Raw genomic sequence first — 19,057 nt, 5'->3', positions numbered from 1 at the left:
ATCCTCCCATAAATAACCGAAGTTAAAAGCCAGCTTAAACAGACTGAAGAGGAATGAGATATCCTAAAAAAGGCCGCAAGGTACTTCGCAAGCCTGCCCGAGTGAAGTACCAGTTCATCCTTGAATACAGCCATCAATTTAAGATTAAAACGATGTGTCGGGTTCTTAAGATTGCTCGTGCTGGTTATTGCGCTTGGTTGCATGAACCTAAATCAGGCAGAACGATTGAAAAGATAAGCGGTTATTACAGCTCATCCGCTCATCTTATGATGCCAGTTATGGTATCTAGGGTTATTATCGCATCATGCTGGATCTTAAAGAGTTAGGTGAAAGCTGTGGACCTAATCTTGTGCTGAAGATCATGAAGAAGAATAATGGTATTTCCGCTGTTCGAGGATATAAAAAGCATAAGAGTTATGGCTGTGGTCGTTCCTCAGATTGTGCCACCTAACCATTTAAATCGAGAGTTTGTTGTAAACACACCCGATACCTTACGAAACAGTGTTTCTCAGGTAACTGATATTACCTACATACATACTTGGCAAGGCTGGTTATGTCTGGCTATTTATATTCAAGGAAAGTCATTGGTTGGTCAATGAAACCTAGGCTTGCCAAGGATATCGTTTTAGATGCACTTTTAATGGCAGTATGGCGACGCAGACCCAATGAATCTGGATCATACACTCCCTTTTGCGCAGCAGTGCTGCTCAGGCTCACAATACAGCAGCGGAGACTGGCTGAAATTCTGTCAGAAGCATAATTTAGTTCCGAGTATGAGCCGCAGGGGCAACTGTTGAGATAATGCCGCTGCTGAATCCTTTTTTAGCAGCTTGAAGAAGGAAAGAATTAAAAAAAGAATCTATAAAACTCGAGAAATAGCCCGTGTATATGTGCTTGATTATATCGAGATGTTTTACAATCGAATCAGGCGTCATTCGCATCTCGATGGTATGAGTCCAGAAGCCTTTGAAGCAGCTTCAAAATGAGGCTATCTCATGTCTAGGATACTAGGAGCAGCACATATATCAAATTGTTATCTAATAACCAAGTGTAGCCAAAAGCCAGCAGTATTTAGCTGTAATATCTTAATTTTCATTCCTTTCAAAAATTTGTAGGAGTAACCAAAATATATCCTATTTGCATTAAAAATCAATTAGTGTAACAAAATACATGTATTTATTTTAAAATATTTTCTTCAATCAATGGAAAAATTGTTAAATCTAATCTTATCAAAAAGATAATCTTATTAATAATTTTTTAGCAGTAAACCAATAAAAGTTTAAATAAATGGCTATTTGCATTTTAAGGTGGGATTTTTTTTAAATCTCGCCTTATTTTTTAACTTACCAAAACTCTAATTTTTGCAATCTAAGGTTGAATTACTTGAGCTAATCAATTTTAAAATTTGCATTATAAGGTTGAAAGTGAATTTAGCTTTTTAATAATCCTTTTAGTTGACTCAAATATTCATTTGCTTTTTGTTGAGTATTTTCTTCTGATAAATTCAAATCAGATTGAATCTTAATGATGCTTTGTTCAAACTGGTTCAATTCCAAATCACTCAATCGTTGTTCATCTTTGTACATATCTATAGTTGCTCGACACAAATGAATGAAGTGTGCTGTTGTTTTGTGCTGATAATTACAACAAGCATGAATGATATTTTTGAGTCGTCTGTGGCGTAGCTCAATATTGATTGGTTTATAAGTTGGATGACTTGCGCTAAAAAATAGTGCCTTATCTATGGCATCACCACTATACCAACCTTTATCCAAATTTTCTTGTGCTGCTTGAATGTAAATTTCTGCTACTCGCTTCCTGTCAGCCAAAATGTATTTCTCTATTTCAGCTTGGTCAGTTAAAAGCTCAATTGGTACAAACTGAACTTTAGTGCCGTATCTGTTTTGGATAGATTGATCATTTACTCGCAGAAAAATGGTTGCACCTATTTCTATATCTGATAGCACGGCATTTTTGACAAGTTGGGCTTGATAATTTTTTACACTACCGATCAGTTCAGCTTGAATATACTTTGTTCCAATTTTTAAGATACGAAACTGTCCAAATGCTGTCATTTTTTCTTGCTTATTTGGCATCTCACACCAAGCCTAATGATTATCCTGTGATAAATTTTAACATTAAGTCTTTATTCTGAAATAGAAAATTAGTCAGATTTGAAATTTTTAAATATTGCATTTCAAGGTTGAAAAATTTGCATTAATTGCATAATATTTAACTATTGCAAAATAAGGTTGAAAATAAAATGGCTTCTACACCAAACAATACCGAATCTACTCTCGCTAGTTTTATTTGGAGTAATGCCAATGACCTTCGTGGAGGTGGCTTTCAGCATATAGATTTCGCCAAGGTGATTCTACCTTTTACGATTTTAAGACGTTTGGAATGTGTACTTGAGCCAACGAAAGAAGCGGTTCTCAACACTTATACGCAATTTAAAGATCAAGGTTTAGCCATTGATGACATTCTAACCAATGTCAGTACAAATCCGTTTTATAACAAATCCACCTATAATCTTTCTAATTTAGGTGGTACAAAAACCAAAGCTAATCTTGAAGATTACATCGCCAATTTCTCTGAAAATGTACGTGTCATCTTTGAACAATTTGATTTCAATACAACAATTAATAAATTAGCCAAAGCTAATCTATTACTGCGTATTTGCAATAATTTCGCTGCCATCGACTTACATCCGAATGTTGTGCCTGACCGCACCATGAGTAATGTCTATGAACATTTAATTGCGAAGTTTGGTGCAGAAGTCGGTACGGGGTCTGAGGACTTCATGACTCCGCGTGATATTGTGCATTTAGCAGCAACTTTATTGCTTGAGCCTGATAATGAGCTGTTTGAACAAAAGAACGGTTTAATTCGTACCATCTACGATCAAACCTGTGGTACTTCGGGTTTTTTAACCGACATGATGAACTATGTAGAAGGCTATAAAGACCGATATAGTGTTGCTCCTGTACTTGTGCCTTATGGTCAAGAGCTGATAGAAGAAACTCATGCTGTCGCATTGGGTGCAATGTTACTCAAAAAATTAGAATCTGACCCAAGTCGTGATCTTTCCAAAAATATCAAATTAGGCAGTACATTAAGCAAAGATCATTTTTTAGATCAGCGTTTTCATTACCAATGTTCCAATCCGCCTTTTGGACTGTCTTGGGCAAACGATGCCAAAGCCGTACAGTTAGAGCATAAAGAAAAGGGTTTAAGTGGTCGTTTTGGTGCGGGCTTGCCTAAAGCCAGTGATGGCTCAATGCTTTTTTTACAAAATCTAATTTCCAAACTAGAACTGCCTGAAAATGGTGGTGGTCGTGGTGCGATTGTGCTATCAGGTTCACCATTGTTTAACGGTGGTGCAGGCTCAGGCGAGTCGGAAATTAGACGATTCATTTTAGAAAATGATTATCTCGAAGCAATTGTGGCATTGCCGACTGATATTTTCTTCCGTACAGGTATTGGTACATATATTTGGTTAATCTCAAACCGTAAACCTGAACAGCGCAAAGGCAAAGTACAGCTCATTGATGCTACAGGCATGGGTTCATCTATGCGCAAGAATGAGGGCAACAAGCGCAAGTTTATTGACCAAAATTCGATTGATGAAATTAGCCGTATTTATGCAGATTTTGAAGAAAGTTTGGTTAGTAAAATCTTTGACTATACTGACTTTGGCTATCGCAGAGTCAAAGTCTTGCGCCCTCTACGGATTGATCTTCAATTTGATGCGGAAAAACTGGAATCGTTTAAAGCATCGAAAGAGTTTGGCAAGTTATCAGACAGCGACCAAAATGCGGTATCAGCTTATATTGAGCAGCAGTTTGGTGACAGCAAAGACTATGCTTGGTTTGAGAATACATTCCTGAAAAATCTACCACTCAGCAAAGTCAGTAAGGGCTTAAAGAATGCTTTGATCGCTGCGTTTGGTGTGCAAAATCCTGATGCCGAAGCCGTTGAAATTAATGGTGAAGTACAAATCGACAGTGACCTCACCGACTATGAAAATATTCCTTTAAATCAAAATATTGAGGACTATATGGCAAAAGAGGTACTTCCTCATGCGCCTGATGCGGTAATTGATACCAGTTATACCGATGCCAAAGATGGTCAAGTAGGTGTAGTGGGTTATGAAATTAACTTTAACCGTTATTTCTATGTATTCGAGCAGCCACGCCACCCAAATGAAATTATGGCGGAGATCAAAGAGTTGTCTGCCGAAGTCGCAAAATTGCTTGGGGAGGTTTAAAAATGGAATTTAAACAATACCCAAGTTATAAAAAAAGTGGTGTGGAATGGTTAGGTGATGTACCTGAACATTGGAATTTAAAAAGGTTTGGTTATCTTTTTGATGAAAACAAAAAGAAAAATATTGGCTTAAAAGAAACTAATGTTTTGTCTTTAAGTTATGGAAATATTAAAGAAAAGAATATTGATGACAATAAAGGTTTATTGCCTGAATCCTTTGAAACTTATCAAATTATTGAACCAAATAATATTGTTTTCCGCTTTACGGATTTGCAAAATGATAAACGTAGTTTAAGAAGTGCTATCTCAAAGTATCACGGAATTATTACGTCTGCATATATTGCCGTCAAAACCAAACAGAATGCAGATTTTTATAATTATTTGTTTCGTGCTTACGACTTACAGAAAGTATTTTATTCGATGGGCGAAGGTATGCGTCAATCTTTAAAGATGGACGAATTAAATAAAATGCCTGTTGTTTTACCAAATAAAGATGAACAAAAACGCATTGTTTCATTTCTCGACACCGAAACTGCCCGAATTGACACCCTTATTGCCAAGCAAGAAAAGTTAATTGAGCTTTTGGAAGAACAGCGTAAGTCGATTATTTCTCATGCCGTGACCAAAGGTTTAAACCCTAATACACCGATGAAAGACAGTGGTGTGGAATGGTTGGGGGAAGTGCCTAAGCATTGGGAAGTGGTGAAATCCAAAAGATTATTTTGGTGTAAAGGTGGATTTGCATTTTCAAGTGATGATTTTTTTGAAGAAGGTAATTATCCAGTAATTCGAATTTCAAATATTCAAGATAAATCTATTTCAACTGATAAAATTGTCTATGTTAATAGCTGTACTAAAAAAGTTTTTAATCAATTCTCTGCTTATACAGGGGATTTGATATTTTGCATGACGGGTGCAAGTTTAGGGAAAGTTGGTCTTTTACCTAAAGAGTTAAGTTTTGCTCTAATTAATCAACGTGTAGGTAGACTTGATATAACATCTTACGCAATAAAGCAATTTGTGTTTTACCTAGTTTCTAGTCATGGATTTCAAACTAATATTCGTATGCTAGGAGTGGGTCTAACTGATAATTTTCCTAATATTAGCTCTGATCTAATAGGAATTGTTGATGTAGTTCTTCCACCATTAGTCGAACAACAAGGGATTGTTAATCACCTAGAGATAGAAAACTCTAAAATAGATACTCTTATTGAAAAGCAAAATCAACTTATCGACAAACTCAAAGAATACCGAGCTTCGATTATCTCTCATGCAGTTACAGGCAAAATTGACGTAAGGGAGTTTGGCGCATGATTTCTTTAGCAAAGTGTAAATTTCGCTTTACTTCAATAGCGACATTTGTCATTATTCTCACCAACATACCTGCCATGCCTAGGTTCAAGTTCGCTTGTTCACGCACAAATCGGCAGGTTTTTTTTGCCTGAGAAATGATGATGGTTCAATTTACTAAACAGGCAAAAAGTAATCAAGAGCACCTTCAAACTTGGCAAGATCGTGGCTTGATCATTCCTAACCTTGCACGGGCAGACCGCTATTTAAGCTTTATTGGCTACTATCGCCTATCTGCTTATACCATTCCATTTCAAAAAGCGATCACAGCTAATTCAACGGTATTACATCAATTTAAAGCCAATACCACATTTGATGATGTACTCAATCTGTATATCTTTGATCGGGAGTTAAGGCTCTTGGTCATGGATGCCATTGAACGTATTGAAGTGGCAATAAGGGCGCAGATTTGTAATGTGTTATGCCATCAATCAGGCAATGCCTTTTGGTACACCGATGAACAGCGTTTTAGCCATAACTATGCCCACATGCGTTTGCTTGCCAGTATTGAACGACAATTACTGGATGAAAAAAGCCGCTTAGAGCGTGATGAAAAAGCCATTGATCAACGTAAATCTGTATCGCAAGCTGATAAAGATGCTTTGAAAGACAAAGTGCGTAAAGAAAACTTCTTACGCCACTATTTATCTAAATATGACAGCCCGAAATTACCGCCTTCGTGGATGATGATCGAAATGCTGACTTGGGGCGAACTCAGCCATCTCTATGTCGGGCTAAAATCCAATCAAGCCAAAAAACAGATCGCTCAGAATCTAGGGCTACATGCTGAAGTCTTGGAATCATGGCTGAAAAGCCTGAATGACGTGCGAAACTTATGCGCCCACCATAGCAGACTATGGAATAAAGAACATGGTCGCAGCATCAAGATTCCAACTTCAAATGCAATTCAATGGCTTCAACAACCAATCATATTAAGTAATACCGCGATTCGCTATGAGAAGCGTACCTATATGCTTTTAGTGGCAATACAAACCTTACTTTATAAGATCAGCCCAAATTCAACATGGGCAAAACGACTCAAAGACTTAATCGAGCAGTATCCATCACTATCCAAAGCCAACATGGGAATGCCTGAGTTATGGCATCAAGACCCGTTTTGGCAACACGCATTACAACAGAATTAAAAATTAGGGGAATCGCATGAATATCTTGGCAGACAAAGCCCATTATGAAAGTCACTTAGAAGCCTATATTGTGCAAAATCTGCAAGCGCAAGGTTGGGTGGTTGGGCAAAGTAAAAATTATCATACCGAATATGCACTCTATCCCGAAGATTTAATCACATGGATTCAAGCCACACAGCCTGAAAAGTGGGAAAAACTGCAAGCCTTGAATGGCAATAATACCGAAAAACGCATCATCGACCGCTTGGATGATGAACTGAATAAAAAAGGCACAATCCATATCTTTCGTAATGGCTTTAGCATGGCGGGCGCAGGCACAATCGACCTCAGTGAAAGCGCACCCGAAGATGGACGCAATCAAGCCGTCATTGACCGCTATAACGCCAATATTCTACGTGTTGTCCCACAACTCAAATATCATCCATCCAAAGATGCAGGCATTTTAGACCTTGTATTCTTTATTAATGGCTTGCCAATGGCAACGGTAGAAATAAAAACCGAGTTTAACCAGTCTTTAGAAGATGCCATTGAGCAGTATAAAAATGACCGTAAGCCGATAGACCCTAAAACAAGACGTAAAGAGCCATTGCTGACACCCAAGCGTGGTGCAATTGTGCATTTTGCCTTGTCTGAATCTGAAATTGCCATGACCACCGCTTTAGATGGTGAAAGCACTTATTTCTTGCCATTTAATAAAGGTAATCAGGGACATGCAGGCAATCCTCCTGCGGATGTGGCTAAAGGTGAAGATTATCCAGTAGCTTACTTTTGGGATTATGTCTGCCAACGTGATAATTGGCTGAAAATTTTCCATAATTTTGTCTATGTAGAAAAGAAAAACAAAGTCGATCTATATGGTAATTGGACGGTACAGGAACGCTTGATCTTCCCGCGTTATCATCAGTTTGATGCGGTGAATAAAATCATTGCCGATGTGCAAGAAAAAGGCGTAGGACTGAATTATCTATGTGAACATAGCGCAGGGTCAGGTAAAACCTCTACGATTTCTTGGGTGTGTCATTCACTGGTACGTTTGCGTCACAATGACGGTACACCGTTTTATAACTCCGTCATTGTCGTCACTGACCGAACGGTACTGGATGACCAGTTACAGGAAGCGATTCAACAATTAGACCATCAGAAAGGCTTAATTGCTGCAATTAATCGTGATGACAAAGAACATGCAGGCAAATCGAAAAGCAAACAGCTTGAAGATGCACTGTTGTCCAATAAACAGATCATTATTGTGACCATTCAGACTTTCCCGCATGTGATGGAAGCGATTCTGACCAATACCAGTTTAAGCGACCGTAACTACGGTATTGTGATTGATGAAGCACATACCTCGCAAACAGGCTCAACAGCATCTAAACTGCAAGCGACATTGGCATTGCAGTCGGGTGAAGCAATGGCTAACCTGACTGTTGAGGAATTGCTTGAGCAGATTCAAAAAGCCCGTGTACAGTCCAAAAACATCAGTCACTTTGCCTTTACTGCAACTCCAAAACACTCGACTAAAATGTTGTTTGGGCGCACTAAAAATGGTGAGCCTGCCAGTGATGATAACTTGCCTGAATCCTTCCATCTATATCCGCAACGTCAAGCCATTGAAGAAGGCTTTATTTTAGATGTACTGCAAGGCTACGTGCCTTATAAAACAGCTTTTAAACTCGGCGGTGAAGCTGTTGATGATGATAAACGGGTCAATTCTAAAGCAGCCAAGAAAGCCTTAGCCCGTTGGATGGCTTTACACGCGACCAATGTCACGCAAAAGGTGCAGTTTATTATTCAACACTTTCACCACAATGTTGCCAATTTGCTTAATGGTCAAGCCAAAGCCATGATCGTGACCAGTTCACGCCCTGCGGCAGCACGATATAAAATTGCCTTGGAAAAATATATTGAAGATAACCCTGAATACAGTGCCTACCGTGTCTTGGTGGCATTTTCGGGTAAGCTCACGGGCAAACAGATTAGCCATGAAGCAGATGGTGATAGCGAAAATGGGGCGCTATTTCAAGTTGGTGAAGATGCTGAATTTACCGAAGCCAATATGAATGCCGATGCACCTAATTCTGATTTACGCATCACATTTGACCGCCCTGAATATCGCTTAATGGTAGTGGCGAATAAATTCCAAACAGGCTTTGACCAACCCAAACTCTGCGCCATGTACATTGATAAAGTCATTGCCAATGAAGTTGAGGTGGTACAAACCTTGTCACGCTTAAACCGTACCACCACAGGCAAAGATCAAACCTTTGTAGTTGACTTTGTAAATGACCCTGAATGGATTTTAAAGTGCTTCAAAAAGTACGACAACGGGGCAAAAATGGTGGATGTACAAGACCCGAATGTGGTTTATACCATCAAAGATAATATTGAAGAACTTGATCTGATTACCGAAGATGATTTGGTGGAGTTTAAAGCAGCTCGTTTTAAAACTATTCGCGATATTAGCAATCATGATTTCAAAGAAACCACGCATCCCGACCTGTTTAAAGCAACTGATCGTGTCGCTCGACTATTTAACCAAAAACTGAAAATGCTCAAACAGGCGATTGAGCTACAAGAAATAGCGTTCGATCAGGCTAAAGCAGATGGTAATGATGAAGGCGCGGAAAAAGCCGAATTTGAGCGCAAGCAATTGGACGTAGAATTACAAACCTTGATGCGCTTTAAAGGCAATTTGGATAAGTTTAGCCGTATTTATTCCTATGTAGCACAGCTTATTGACTTTGGCGACCCTGAACTTGAAAACTTTTCGGCATTTACCAAGCTCTTATCCAAACGATTAAATGGTATGTCTGCTAAAGAAATTGATATTTCAGGCTTGGTACTGACTGGCTTTGGCATCTTTAAAAAGAAACTCAAAACCGATGGCGATGGTAGTACAGATGAACCCGAAGCGGATGGACCTCAACCATTAGCACCTATCCAAGGCACAGCAAACGGTGACTTGCAGCCAAACAAAATGACTTATCTCAAAGAAGTGATCGAGCTGATTGCACAGACCTTTGGGGATATTTCTACCCGTGAAGAACAGGTGGTGTACATCAATCATTTAGTAACCATTCTACGAAATAACGATGTAGTTATGGCTCAGATTGAAAATAATCCTGAATCCACAGCCTTGCAAGGTAATTTGCCATCGGCAACGAAAGGCGCAATTATTCAAGCACTGACCTCACATCAAGACTTATCAGCATTGTTGCTCAAGACCGATGCACAAGCGATGCAGAATGTGATCAAGGTGCTGTATAAGCTGCTAAAAGATGGTGAAACCATTGATGTGCATCGTCTAACATAATGGAGTATTGGAATGATTGATATTCTGCAACTGGAAGGTGTACAGCCGATAGATTACCGTAATGAAGATGGCTGTATTATGATTACTGTACAGCCAAGCGGTGAGCATTTGGAAACATGCCCTGAATGCGGTGGACGCTTATATAAGCATGGTCAGCGTATCAATCATTTTGCTGATACCCCCTTGCAGATGCAACCTGTAAAAATTGAGGTGATACGAACACGCTATCGCTGTTCTGAATGCAAAAGCATGATTACCCCTCAACTCAGCTTCTTGGATGAAAAACGTAGAGCGACCCATCGGCTGATTCAGCAAGTACGTAAGCATTGCTTAGATCGAACCTTTACGCAGCTTGCCGAAGATACGGGTGTAGTCGTGAACACCATTAAAAACATTACGCTTGATTTCGTGGAGGAATTAGAACGAGATATTAAGTTTGAAACTCCAACGATTATGGGTATTGATGAACTTAAATTGATGGGAACATATCGTTGTGTCATCACCAACCTTGCGATGAACAGCTTGTATGACATGCTGCCTGAAAGGACTCAAGATACCCTGATACCATACTTCGCCAAACTGCCTTATGCAGACAAAGTAGAATGGATTTGCAGTGATATGTGGCGACCCTTCAAAAAGTCATTTCGTCTGCATTTACCCAATGCCAAGTTGGTCATCGATAAATTTCATGTGGTGAGAATGGCAAGTGAAGCTTTAGACACTGAACGTAAAGCTTTACAAAGTAGTTTGGACCGTGATGCCCGATTGAATATGAAAAAACATTTACGGTGGATACTGCTTAGACGACCAAATTCATTGACCGAAGATCAACAAAGAATTTTAGGAAATTTAGAAAAATGGCATCCTGAATTTAAGGAAGCTTATGACCTCAAAGAGCAATTTTATAATATTTATGAAGCAACAACCAAAGACGATGCTATACAAAGGTTTCATGAATGGGAAAGCTGTATTCCCAAGTATTTAAAGTCTTTTCGTGATGTTGCTAAAACTGTGAATAATAACTTTGAGGATATATTTACCTATTGGGATGCGCCAATAAGAATTACCAATGCTTATACTGAGGGGCATAATGGTATTACAAGGGTCGCAAATCGAATGGGACGAGGATATACCTTTGAGGTGCTTCGAGCAAAAATGTTATATAACAAAGTGGCTCGATCTATTACAACTTTAAAGACTCCATCATCTTCATTAAAATCAACCGAAGGTTATGAGGGTTTAACTGCATTTCCAACCAAGCAAGAGAAAACTAAATTGGAATATGGTGCTTATATTCCAACCTTGGTTGAATTGTATGGCGGTGATGAATATTTAGATGAAGAACTAATTTCAACCATATAATGCAAATAGCCAAATAAATTTATTATTTTCAAAGGTTAAAATTCTGGCTTAATTGTCACCTTTTCACTATTCAACCACTTATGAATTAATTCATCACCACTAAAAGTAGTCCAAGAAAGTCCCTCATTTATTATACTTTTGCTAACAAAGTATTCTAAGGAGGTATAACTCCAGTTTGGCCCAATACCGCGTATATGAGACGGAGTTTTATTATTTAATTTACAATATTCCAAATAGGATGTGATCCTTGCAATAAACATTTTATTTACAAAATAATGATCTCGGTCCTTACGTTCACTATGTTCTAAACTATACAAACTAGAAGCAACTTTATCCGCTTGATAATTTAATAAACTATTCACAACCAAGAGGTTATACTTTTCAACTAATTCAACAAGCACACAATCTAATTCTATAGATTTTTCAATTGGGATAGGTCTATATTTTTGTATATTTGAAATCAATTCATACGCATCTATGATTTTCTGCTCAATAATAAACTCTCTGATTTCTTTAATATCTAAATAATCTAGCTCATAGTAATCGAATTGATTTCTCAAGTCCTCCAACATTTCATTAAAACTTTCATAATTAAGATCAAAATTTAAAAAAGTATTTTCTTCCAAAAAAAGGTATTTATATTTTTGATATTTATTTTTCAATTCCAAATCTATCAAATGAGATTTTTTGAAAAAAAACATGCTATTTTTATTAATAATTTTTATAATTTCATCACTTTTTTTCGTATTGAAAATTACTCTTTTAATATATAGTGATTTAATTAAAAAATTTTTATCTGCTCTCTCGGTGATGAACATATCTTGCCAAATTTCTCTATTTAATCTTCCATATTCATTTACCAGGCATTTAAGAGCAATAAGATACAAATACATTTTTTCGAGATATGTTAATTTCAACTCATTATTTTTAAATAAAAAACTGTATTCTTCACGAATTATATCTTCTATGCTATCAACTACATTTTTTGCAATTTCATTTACAGGTGCATCCATATAATACTCACTATTTAAGTCGTATTTATATAACTTTTAAGACTATTTCTAATTGTTACACTTTTGTTGTTACTAAAATTAGAATAGTACATCATAGTTGTATATATACTATTTGTAATTTGTTGTTATTATATAAAAAAAATACAAATAGTATAAAAAATAGGGTTATTTTTGATAATCCGCGTTTTCACTGCGGTCACCTAAGCTTGCAGCCCAATTTACTTTTTTGGTGATTTCCGGTCGTTCTTCATGCCAAAGTTGTTTTAATTCAGCAACTAATTTGTCATGCCCTGACCGAGTGATTAAGTTAGATTTCATGATAAAAAACCACTGTTCAACAACATATCGCTTACAAGATGTAGCATTTTATACCCTATTTTCTCACATCAGAAGTGTATAAATTTTCTTCCTTAAGAAATTCATGTGGTTATGATGATATATCGAAGTTTTAACTGTACAAAATTTGACATTACTTTTTTTCAATATTATGATGCGCGCAGTTTAAATGTTGAGCGTTTTTTAACCCATTCGAAAACTATGTAGATTTTCTACACAGTTTGTTTTTTTCATTTCATGTCATTTTGAATGACGTCATGACTGCCCACCCCTTATTGAATTTATCAACTTTTAGAAGTTATGGCAGCTTTTTGTCTGACTTTTAGGGCATAAATTATCTGTAGCGGAGACAACATGCACAGTAATTCAAGTTCTGGGTCGAGGCTTTGCCTTAACTCTTTATTTTCTTCTCTCCCGTTAAAAGCACTTGCACTCAGTACTATGCTTTTTCCATTTCATAGTCTTAATGCAGGGAAAACCCTACAGTACAATACTGTAGTTAATACAAACACTTTAACTGTTGTTGCGGTAGAAAGCCCGACAACCGTTTTCAAAGAAGATCAGTTTCTACATGGTTTTGGTTACGACTTAGCACGTAATTATGCGCAAAACCTAAATGTAAAGCTGGACTTTAAAATCGTGGCAGACAATACCACTGCACTTAGATGGGTTCAGCAAGGTAAAGCAAACTTTGCGATGACTACAGCTGGTTTAAGCACAATCGAAAACAAAGGTTTGATGTCTTTTTCTGCAACTTGTGGTGACACAGCTAATTTGCAAAAAAATGGCTTAAATCCTGAGTTAAGTTGGGTATTTAAACAGGCTGATGACCCACTCACCCAGACCGCCAGTGGCTTTGTATGCCAAAGTAAGCAAAATGGTGTGACACAACAGCTTGCCTCTTTTTATAACCGCAATGTGGTGAAACCAGAAGCATGGTCAACCATTCAACGTGACTTAAGTACACGTTTACCGATCTACAAAGCGAGCTTTAAGCAAAGTGCCGCGAAGTATGATCTAGATTGGCATTTACTTGCAGCCATTGGTTATCAAGAGTCTTACTTAAAGCCAGAATCTGTTTCTCCCACAGGTGTTCGCGGCTTAATGATGCTCACCAATAGCACTGCTCGAGCAATGGGTGTAAGCAATCGTAGTGATCCAGCTCAAAGTATTCAAGGTGGCGCGAAGTATTACGATTTGATGCTAACTGAATTTGATAATATTCCGTTCCCTGATCGGAACTGGTATGCGCTTGTGGCCTATAACATGGGACCGGGCGCGGTCGGTCAGATTCAGAAGCGCTTGAAATCTCAAGGGAAAGATCCGAACAAATGGGTCAACCTCTATAACTATTTGCAAAGCAATAAAACGCGAAATGGTCGATATAAGCAAGCAGTTCAATATGTCACTCGTATCCGTGCTTATCTTGAACATATCAAAACGGCGCAAACACGAATCAATATCTAATTTTATTGTTTAAAAGTTGATAAATTCATTGTTTGTATAAATAAAAAGCTTACCTCTATGGGTAAGCTTTTTATATGAATTCTTTGAAATTTAAGCTGTTTGCTCTAATACTTTCTTGAACAAATCTTTTTGTTCTTGGCTTGGCTTAGCTGTTTGTAAAGCCATCAATTGAGACATATCGCCTTGAACTTTAATTTTACCAGTCATGAATGCCTGCATAGCAGCAGCCATATCAAACTCTAAGAATACTTTACGTAAAGTTTCAGCATCCATATTTAAAGTTGTTTTGGCATTTGAAGACAAACCTTTTTTGATTTTACCCCCATCTAAAGCTAATTCGGTATTTCCAGACGCATCTGTAACTACTAAATTAATTGCCAAATTCGCAAGAGCAGGTGGCAAATTAAGATCCCCTGCTTCAGCAGTTAATTTTTCGACAGTAGCAAACCAATCTTCAGTTAAAAATGCAGGCATGATTCTTCCTCAAATTTATTTGTTCAATTTCTCTAGTTGCCTATCCAGACAACATCATGTGAAGCAATTCTGCTTGAGCGTTGTTATAGCATGTAATTTAAATTTAGGGCTATGACTTTTTGTACGGAACATTCATTTTTTAGTATTTTGATACATTAAAGGCACTTGTTTATAAAGTGCCTTTAATTGACTTATCAAGAAGTTTTACTCAGCAGCAAAACTTAAGTTCACAACATCTAAGCGATTCTTAAGCTCTTCTGGATCTTTAAAATCCAACTCGCGCTGAGAATCTAGCGCTTCGAAATCAAACAGTTCACGGTCCGCTAACTGAGACGGAGATACGTTTTGTAACGCCCCGAAAATGCTGTGTAAGCGTTTTGGATATTGTTTATCCCATTCACGTAGCATTTCGTTAAGCATGGCACGCTGTAGGTTTTCCTGCGAACCACAAAGGTTACATGGAATGATTGGGAACTGACGTATCTCGGCATATTTGATAATGTCTTTTTCTTCAACATATGCCAAAGGACGAATCAAAATGTTCTTTTTATCTGACGATAAAAGCTTTGGAGGCATCGCCTTTAAGCTACCGCCATGGAACAAATTTAAGAAGAATGTTGCAATGATGTCATCACGGTGATGACCTAAGGCAACTTTAGTCGCACCAATCTCTTGTGCAAAGCCATATAAAGAACCACGGCGTAAACGTGAACACACTGCACAGTAAGTTTTACCTTCCGGTGTTAGACGTTTAGTAATGGTATAGGTGTCTTTTTCTAAAATGTAATATGGAATGTTGTTTTCTTCCATATAACGAGGCAAAACATCTTCAGGGAAGCCAGGTTGTTTTTGGTCAAGGTTAACCGCAACCACATCAAAATTGATCGGCGCAATACGCTTAAACTGCAACAAGATATCGAGCAAGGTATAACTGTCTTTACCACCAGACACACACACCATGACCTTATCGCCATCTTCAATCATATTGAAGTCACGAATAGCATGCCCAACTTGACGGCGAAGCTTCTTGAGCAAACGGTAATAGGCCGAGCTTGTTGGAAGTTCAGGCTTAAAATTAAATCCCTGATTGGACTCAACTGGCGCGTACATAGACGAGATATACCCATAAATAAAAATACCGCGCAATTTTATATGATTCAGAAGAGAATCGCATCAAAAGAATAGTTTCAATTCTTGAAGTCGTCACATTGCTCGTGCATGATGCAAAAGACACGCTCTAATTTTGACTATAGCGTTCAAATTTTGTGCAAAATGCTTACTTTTTGGACTTTTCCACAGTTTTCCACAAAACCTGTGGATAAAATTGTGGATTTCTTCGTGCTTGACAAACTGTTTTGACCTTCTGTTAAGGGTTCTATTTAAATTGATCATTTTTTAACCAATGTTTTTTACTATTATTTATCAATGAGTTAATCATGTCAATAGAATCATTTTAAAAAAAAAATTTAATTTTTTTTGATGAGCATTCGAACAAATCAGCTTGATTTTTTGAAAGAGTCGAAATAAAAAAAATTACACAAAACTTCTTTAAGTAATATTTTTTGATAAACTCTTTGGCAAGTTTTAAATACCTTAAAATTGTGAATAACATAAAATGAAAAATTCGGTTCAATTTCTTATTTCTTGTTTGCTGGGGATGACCACTTTTACGGTCGGCATAACTTCGAGTTCAGCAGGTCAAATGTATATTTACCAAGATAAAAACGGTAGTACATTGCTCACCAACCGAAAAAGCTATGACCAATCTCTAAAAAAAGTAAAAGTAACCTATTATCCGGATAGCAATATTCACAGTTATACAAACTGGGGAGCATCAGAAGCTTCTGTTCTGCCAAGCTATAATAAGAATAAAAATGCTTTTGACCACATCATTAAACAAGCTGCACAACAACATGGTGTCTCGGAAGGGTTAATCAAAGCCGTTATGCACACCGAGTCAGGCTTTAATGTAAAAGCCCGTTCACCAGTAGGTGCTCAAGGTTTAATGCAGCTGATGCCTGCGACTGCTCGTCGTTTTAATGTCTCTAACGCGTATGACCCGCAACAAAATATTTTTGCTGGTGCTAAATATTTAAGCTGGTTGCTCAAGCGTTTTAATGGAAACACACAAATGGCACTTGCGGCTTACAATGCAGGTGAAGGTAACGTTGATAAATATGGTGGTATTCCCCCTTTCCGTGAAACACAAGATTATGTACGCCGTGTGACAAGCCGATATCAAAACTTATATGCATCTGGAACAGGCTTTTCATCTTTTACGAATGCTTCAGCACAAACTGTTTCCCATTCTTCTAATTTTGCAGAAAATACAACAGCACAAATCTCAGCACCAGCACCTAAATATTCATCTTCTCGTCAAATTGTGACTTTACCTGACGGCACCTATACAGATGCACCGACAGGCACTTATGTTACAAACAATGCCACTGCAATTGCCCATATACGAATTGAATAAATAATGAAGAAGAACTGTTACTCACAGTTCTATTCCAACGATTCTCTGTGTTTTAAATTGTAATGATCTATTACCTAATCTTTACCATTTTGACGATTTTAGCCAATAATTCTTTAAATTTAGGCACATTCTGCTACGTGAAAGAATGTATCAATTCCTTATTTTTTTCTTGAATTTTTTGCCCAAGCCCCGCATATTAGCTGCATGATTTAGAGTTTATAAATCAGATAACATTTTATTTATAAGAGGATTTTCTCAATGATGCGGATTGGTTTGTTTTTGCTTACCAACCTCGCGGTACTGGTTGTAGCTGGCATTATTTTGTCACTCTTCGGTGTCGGTAGTTACCATGGCGCGGGTGGCTTGAATCTAGGCAACCTTTTAGTGATCTGTTTTGTGTTTGGTATGGTGGGATCTTTAATCTCGTTATTCATGTCAAAATGGATGGCTAAGAAAACGACCGGTACAGAACTGATCGACCCGAATGCTCCTCGTAACCAAGCTGAAAGCTGGTTATTGCAAACAGTCGCTGAACTTTCTCAACGTGCTGGTATCAACATGCCAGAGGTTGGTATTTTTCCATCATATCAATCCAATGCCTTTGCAACAGGCTGGAACAAAAATGATGCCTTAGTTGCCGTTTCCACCGGCTTACTTGAGCGTATGAACAAAGATGAGCTACGTGCTGTGCTTGCACACGAGATTGGTCACGTTGCGAATGGTGACATGGTTACCCTAGCGCTCATCCAAGGTGTTGTGAACGCCTTTGTTATGTTCTTTGCTCGTGTCGTTGGTGACTTTATTGACCGTAATGTTTTTGGTCGTCAAGACGATGAAGCCCCAGGTATGGGTTACTTCATTATTACCATGGTATTGGATATCGTCTTTGGTATTCTCGCATCTGCCATTGTGATGTGGTTCTCTCGTTATCGTGAATACCGTGCTGATGAAGCAGGTGCACGTTTAGCAGGTAAACAAGCAATGATTTCTGCATTATTACGTCTACAAGCTGAGACTGAAATGCCAGATCAAATGCCAAAAGAAATGAAAGCCTTCGCAATTGCGGAAGGTAAAGAACAAGGCTTTAGTTTAGCTGCTTTGTTCCAAACCCACCCAACAATTGAACAACGTGTGGCAGCTTTACATCAATTAGATTGCCCATAAAACGTTTAATGTAAAAATAAAGCCTCCAAATGGAGGCTTTATTTTTTATTACATTGTTTGATAGAGACCCCAGAGATAACTTGCGCCCCACCAAACAGCCAAGCCAATTAAAAGCAGTACAAGTGCACCTACTAAATCAGGAATATGCAACCATAACCAACTGACAACAGGATTGCGCCAAAAAGCTGAATGCTGTTGCTTCTTTTCAAGCTTTTCATGCAAATAGGGATGAACAACATGGATATCGCTCTGAATCGCATATTCTTCGCGTATATGCGTGTGAACTACATCTAATGCTTTTCGACTTGGTCTTATAAAAATATCAAAAATAGTCCCAGCCACAGGAACAAATCCGACTACTGCATCTACAACGGCCAGTTTGATGACTGGAGTCAACTTATGCTGAGGCACACCAATTTGTTTGGCTTTATAGATGGCATAACAGGTCAATGCGAAACCAGCGACATCACCTGCAATCGGAATCGTACTCAGCGCAGCATCTGCACCAATACCTTGCTTTGTAAAAGGAATGCGAACCGCACTATCCATCATGGTGGCAAACTTGGCCAGATCTCGTTCTAGTGCGATGACCTGTTGCTCTGTTAATATTTTTTCTTGGGGCATTTAAATCAAATATATAAAGAGAAAGTTAATCTTAATATACTTGATTTGATGCCTTTTTTTAAATTGT

The 19,057-nt window shown here is 37.8% G+C and carries 13 protein-coding genes and 2 pseudogenes; 9 read left to right on the top strand and 6 right to left on the bottom strand.

Translation table 11 applies throughout. The annotated features are described in order from the left end of the window. Window positions 1–12: 12 nt before the first annotated feature. Window positions 13–986 (top strand): annotated as a pseudogene (locus HJG58_RS19050) (IS3 family transposase); the annotation flags it as partial. Window positions 987–1,430: 444 nt separating this feature from the next. Here the strand turns inward: HJG58_RS19050 and HJG58_RS13370 are convergent. After that, a complete protein-coding gene (locus tag HJG58_RS13370) occupies window positions 1,431–2,096 on the bottom strand; it encodes a hypothetical protein (protein ID WP_170249271.1) in 666 nt (221 codons plus the stop codon). A 167-nt stretch (window positions 2,097–2,263) separates the two neighbouring features. Between HJG58_RS13370 and HJG58_RS13365 the strand changes: the two genes are divergently transcribed. The 5 genes from HJG58_RS13365 to HJG58_RS13345 all read left to right on the top strand — a co-directional run bounded on the left by HJG58_RS13365 (window position 2,264) and on the right by HJG58_RS13345 (window position 11,436). Next, complete coding sequence (locus HJG58_RS13365; RefSeq protein ID WP_170249269.1) at window positions 2,264–4,270, top strand: type I restriction-modification system subunit M; 2,007 nt, start codon at window positions 2,264–2,266, stop codon at window positions 4,268–4,270. Between the two features lie 2 nt (window positions 4,271–4,272). Continuing rightward, complete coding sequence (locus HJG58_RS13360) at window positions 4,273–5,583, top strand: restriction endonuclease subunit S (protein WP_170249266.1); 1,311 nt, start codon at window positions 4,273–4,275, stop codon at window positions 5,581–5,583. Window positions 5,584–5,720: 137 nt separating this feature from the next. Further along, window positions 5,721–6,764 carry an Abi family protein gene (locus HJG58_RS13355; protein WP_235944513.1) on the top strand — a complete coding sequence of 348 codons (1,044 nt, stop codon included), beginning with the start codon at window positions 5,721–5,723 and terminating at the stop codon, window positions 6,762–6,764. 16 nt (window positions 6,765–6,780) lie between these two features. Beyond that, a complete protein-coding gene (locus tag HJG58_RS13350; protein ID WP_170249264.1) occupies window positions 6,781–10,074 on the top strand; it encodes a type I restriction endonuclease subunit R in 3,294 nt (1,097 codons plus the stop codon). 12 nt (window positions 10,075–10,086) lie between these two features. After that, a complete protein-coding gene (locus HJG58_RS13345; RefSeq protein WP_170249262.1) occupies window positions 10,087–11,436 on the top strand; it encodes an ISL3 family transposase in 1,350 nt (449 codons plus the stop codon). Between the two features lie 35 nt (window positions 11,437–11,471). On the opposite strand, the gene HJG58_RS13340 is transcribed toward HJG58_RS13345, so the two are convergent. Together HJG58_RS13340 and HJG58_RS13335 are read right to left on the bottom strand one after the other, a co-directional pair. Beyond that, window positions 11,472–12,449 (bottom strand): hypothetical protein, encoded by a 978-nt coding sequence (locus HJG58_RS13340; protein ID WP_168378301.1) that lies wholly within the window; start codon window positions 12,447–12,449, stop codon window positions 11,472–11,474. A gap of 171 nt (window positions 12,450–12,620) precedes the next feature. Then, window positions 12,621–12,767: pseudogene (locus HJG58_RS13335) on the bottom strand (transcription elongation factor GreB); the annotation flags it as partial. Window positions 12,768–13,139: 372 nt separating this feature from the next. Here HJG58_RS13335 and HJG58_RS13330 point away from each other — a divergent pair. Beyond that, on the top strand, window positions 13,140–14,252 hold the full coding sequence (locus HJG58_RS13330) for an MltF family protein (protein ID WP_170249260.1): 1,113 nt from the start codon (window positions 13,140–13,142) through the stop codon (window positions 14,250–14,252). A gap of 90 nt (window positions 14,253–14,342) precedes the next feature. On the opposite strand, the gene HJG58_RS13325 is transcribed toward HJG58_RS13330, so the two are convergent. Together HJG58_RS13325 and ttcA are read right to left on the bottom strand one after the other, a co-directional pair. Further along, the gene (locus HJG58_RS13325; RefSeq protein ID WP_003650124.1) at window positions 14,343–14,726 is read right to left on the bottom strand and encodes an SCP2 sterol-binding domain-containing protein; all 384 of its coding nucleotides are present in this window, start codon (window positions 14,724–14,726) and stop codon (window positions 14,343–14,345) included. Between the two features lie 204 nt (window positions 14,727–14,930). Then, window positions 14,931–15,836 carry a tRNA 2-thiocytidine(32) synthetase TtcA gene (gene ttcA, locus HJG58_RS13320; protein WP_170249258.1) on the bottom strand — a complete coding sequence of 302 codons (906 nt, stop codon included), beginning with the start codon at window positions 15,834–15,836 and terminating at the stop codon, window positions 14,931–14,933. Between the two features lie 505 nt (window positions 15,837–16,341). On the opposite strand from ttcA, the gene HJG58_RS13315 reads away from it, so the two are divergent. Together HJG58_RS13315 and htpX are read left to right on the top strand one after the other, a co-directional pair. After that, window positions 16,342–17,202 carry a lytic transglycosylase domain-containing protein gene (locus tag HJG58_RS13315; RefSeq protein WP_216076573.1) on the top strand — a complete coding sequence of 287 codons (861 nt, stop codon included), beginning with the start codon at window positions 16,342–16,344 and terminating at the stop codon, window positions 17,200–17,202. A 258-nt stretch (window positions 17,203–17,460) separates the two neighbouring features. Beyond that, window positions 17,461–18,366, top strand: coding sequence for a protease HtpX (gene htpX, locus HJG58_RS13310; RefSeq protein ID WP_017399628.1), 906 nt, complete (start codon window positions 17,461–17,463; stop codon window positions 18,364–18,366). 48 nt (window positions 18,367–18,414) lie between these two features. Here htpX and HJG58_RS13305 read toward each other — a convergent pair whose 3' ends face one another. Continuing rightward, window positions 18,415–18,990 (bottom strand): DUF4112 domain-containing protein, encoded by a 576-nt coding sequence (locus HJG58_RS13305; protein WP_170249255.1) that lies wholly within the window; start codon window positions 18,988–18,990, stop codon window positions 18,415–18,417. Window positions 18,991–19,057: the final 67 nt, after the last annotated feature.

The sequence above is a fragment of the Acinetobacter geminorum genome, assembly GCF_013009345.1.
GTDB lineage: Bacteria > Pseudomonadota > Gammaproteobacteria > Pseudomonadales > Moraxellaceae > Acinetobacter > Acinetobacter geminorum.
This window is presented reverse-complemented; position numbering and strand designations above follow the sequence as displayed.

What these genes read in the sequence shown, in the direction of transcription:
- HJG58_RS13360 (WP_170249266.1), top strand. Translation starts at nt 4,273, where the DNA reads ATGGAATTTAAACAATACCCAAGTTATAAAAAAAGTGGTGTGGAATGG.
- HJG58_RS13340 (WP_168378301.1), bottom strand. Translation starts at nt 12,449, where the DNA reads ATGGATGCACCTGTAAATGAAATTGCAAAAAATGTAGTTGATAGCATA.
- HJG58_RS13330 (WP_170249260.1), top strand. Translation starts at nt 13,140, where the DNA reads ATGCACAGTAATTCAAGTTCTGGGTCGAGGCTTTGCCTTAACTCTTTA.
- HJG58_RS13355 (WP_235944513.1), top strand. Translation starts at nt 5,721, where the DNA reads ATGATGGTTCAATTTACTAAACAGGCAAAAAGTAATCAAGAGCACCTT.
- HJG58_RS13305 (WP_170249255.1), bottom strand. Translation starts at nt 18,990, where the DNA reads ATGCCCCAAGAAAAAATATTAACAGAGCAACAGGTCATCGCACTAGAA.
- HJG58_RS13370 (WP_170249271.1), bottom strand. Translation starts at nt 2,096, where the DNA reads ATGCCAAATAAGCAAGAAAAAATGACAGCATTTGGACAGTTTCGTATC.
- HJG58_RS13345 (WP_170249262.1), top strand. Translation starts at nt 10,087, where the DNA reads ATGATTGATATTCTGCAACTGGAAGGTGTACAGCCGATAGATTACCGT.
- HJG58_RS13350 (WP_170249264.1), top strand. Translation starts at nt 6,781, where the DNA reads ATGAATATCTTGGCAGACAAAGCCCATTATGAAAGTCACTTAGAAGCC.
- ttcA (WP_170249258.1), bottom strand. Translation starts at nt 15,836, where the DNA reads ATGTACGCGCCAGTTGAGTCCAATCAGGGATTTAATTTTAAGCCTGAA.
- htpX (WP_017399628.1), top strand. Translation starts at nt 17,461, where the DNA reads ATGATGCGGATTGGTTTGTTTTTGCTTACCAACCTCGCGGTACTGGTT.
- HJG58_RS13315 (WP_216076573.1), top strand. Translation starts at nt 16,342, where the DNA reads ATGAAAAATTCGGTTCAATTTCTTATTTCTTGTTTGCTGGGGATGACC.
- HJG58_RS13325 (WP_003650124.1), bottom strand. Translation starts at nt 14,726, where the DNA reads ATGCCTGCATTTTTAACTGAAGATTGGTTTGCTACTGTCGAAAAATTA.
- HJG58_RS13365 (WP_170249269.1), top strand. Translation starts at nt 2,264, where the DNA reads ATGGCTTCTACACCAAACAATACCGAATCTACTCTCGCTAGTTTTATT.